General features: G+C 67.8%; 3 protein-coding genes. All 3 read left to right on the plus strand.

The genetic code is table 11. The features are described 5' to 3' along the window. Nucleotides 1–191 precede the first annotated feature (191 nt). Nucleotides 192–989 (plus strand): TIGR03943 family putative permease subunit, encoded by a 798-nt coding sequence (locus ACWD3H_RS47545; RefSeq protein ID WP_451959786.1) that lies wholly within the window; start codon nucleotides 192–194, stop codon nucleotides 987–989. A 193-nt stretch (nucleotides 990–1,182) separates the two neighbouring features. Further along, nucleotides 1,183–1,518 (plus strand): DUF4158 domain-containing protein, encoded by a 336-nt coding sequence (locus ACWD3H_RS47550; protein ID WP_451959787.1) that lies wholly within the window; start codon nucleotides 1,183–1,185, stop codon nucleotides 1,516–1,518. Between the two features lie 191 nt (nucleotides 1,519–1,709). After that, nucleotides 1,710–2,333: a recombinase family protein gene (locus ACWD3H_RS47555; RefSeq protein ID WP_451959788.1), complete on the plus strand. Its 624-nt coding sequence runs from the start codon at nucleotides 1,710–1,712 to the stop codon at nucleotides 2,331–2,333. Nucleotides 2,334–2,439: the final 106 nt, after the last annotated feature.

The raw sequence follows: 2,439 nt of genomic DNA on the forward strand, positions 1-2,439 counted from the left end.
GCCGGCACGTTCGGCAGGGCCTTCGCGGTCAGGTTCGTCCCGGTGACCTTCGCCCTCGCCATCCTGGTCAGTGCGCTTTTCGGATGGTTGCTGCTATAGGCTCCCCGTCACTGCTCCCTCGCTCCGCACCCCCAGGCACGCCACGGCTCGGCCTCGGGCCCCGGCACGATGGAAGGAATCCGCGCCCCCCGATGAACCGTGTGACCCAGAACCTCGTCCTGACCCTGCTGGGCGGCGCCGTGCTGCGGATCTCGGCGTTCTCCACGACCTACCTCAACTACGTCAAACCCGGCTTCCGGCCATTCCTGATCGGCGCCGGTACGGTGCTGGTGCTCCTCGGGGTCATCGGGCTGCTCCAGGCGTCCCGGGCGAAGGAGAACCCACCCCAAGACGAACCACGCGACCATTCAGACGGCCATGATCACTCATCCGCCGACGACCGCTCGCATGATCGCGACCGGTCCGACGGTGACGGGCACGACCACGCGCACGGCGGCCCCCGGGTCGCGTGGCTGCTGTGCCTGCCGGTGTTCGCGATCTTCCTGATCGCGCCGCCCGCGCTGGGCTCGTTCGCCGCCTCCCGCGACGACACCCCACCGCCCCGCGACCAGACCCTGAGCTCCTTCACCCCGCTCACCGGCACCGGCGCCGTGGAGATGACCATCGGCGATTTCATCGGCCGCGCCTGGGACGACGACAAGAAGTCCCTCACCGACCGCGAGGTCAAACTGACCGGCTTCGTCTCCCCCGCGAAGAAGAAGGGGCAATGGTACGTCACCCGCATGCAGATCGCCTGCTGCGCCGCGGACGCGTTCCCCCTGAAGGTCGCGGTCAGGGGACTGCAGGCACCGCCCGCCGACACCTGGGTCGAGGTCACCGGCATCTGGATCCCGCAGACCTTCGGCAAGATGACCACCGGCGTCATCTACCCCCAGCTCACCGGCAAGAGCCTCACGAGGATCGAGCCCCCCGACGAGCAGTACGAGTAACGCCAAAAAGCATGTACGAGCTCAGGTTCCCCTCCCCGAGCATGGTCGACCACCAGGGGTCCCGGTAGTCCTGTCGAAGAATCCAACACATATAGCTCTGAGCTGCGGTGATGCAGGGATCGGCGTAGGGGCCCGAGATCGTTTCCGCTACGTTCTGTTCCGGTTTGTCCGGTCTAGAGCGTGGGGTGGTTCGGTGTCGGAGAAGATGTTCTCCCGCGAGCAGTTGGAGCAGTTACGGTCGTTCCCGGATATCGGCCGCGATGAGTTGATCACGCACTTCACGTTGACGTCCGCGGATGTGGCGTTCGTGGATCCGGGACGGGGCCGAGGCCCGGCCGATCGGCTGGGGATGGCCGTGATGGTCGCGACGCTGCCGTGGCTTGGGTTTGTGCCCGATGAGGTGGGGTCGGCTCCGCCGGAGGCGGTGGCCCGGCTGGCGATCGCGTTAGGCCTGCATCCAGGGGCGCTGCGGGGATACGGGCAGCGGGCCCAGACCCGGTCCGATCATGTGGGCCAGGTCACCAAGTAGCCGACCGTGACGCCGACGACGTCGAGCTCCATCCGTGCCTGCGGGTACAGACCCCTGCCGATCGCGGTCCGGGACAGCCGTGGCGGTCCGGCACCCCGCCACCGGCCCCACTCGCCACGGATGCGCCGACCGCTGACATCCGGATCGGATACGCCCGCTGCAGCTCGCTGACCCAGGAACTACAGTCACAGCTGGATGCCCTCGCGGCCCACGGCATCGATCGCGACAAGATCTTTTCCGAGAAGATCTCGACCCGGGTCCGGGTCCGCCCCCAGTTCGAGGCCGCGCTCGCCCTGGCCCGCCGGATCAAGGCGCACGCCCCGCACTGCCGCGTCATCCCGACCGTGTACGAAATGAAACGACTCGGCCGCGACGCCGCCGAACTCACCGCGCTGGCCGATCACCTGGTCGCGCACGGCCTGGTCCTGGAGATGCTCGGCGGGCCGCCGGCCGGCATGTACGCGGGCCGGATACTGTTCGCCTTCTTCGCCGCGATGGCCGAAACCGAACGCGAAGCCATACGGGAGGCGACCCTGGAGGGCCTGGACGCCGCCGCCCGCAAGGGTAACCACGGCGGACGGCCCGCCGTCATCACCGGCGACGTGCTGCACATCGTGCTCCGCAGACGGGCCACCGGCGAGTCCGTCGAGACCATCCGAGGCGACCTGATCATCCCCACTGGGAAACGCAAAGGCCGCAATCCGAGCCTGGCCAGCATCTACCGCGCCCTGGCCGAGCACGACAAGGCCCAGGCCTACCCCGACGCGGTCGCCTGGGCCCACTCAGAGTTCGCCGAGATCACAACAGGAACTTGACCGCATCTCCGCAGGTCAGACATCCCGTAGCCGTTTGTGTCAAGCGGCTACGGGTATTATTTCCTGCGATGTTGCAAAACCGGACGCCCCGCGGGCGGGAAAGGGA

This window comes from Streptosporangium sp. NPDC002607, assembly GCF_053592655.1.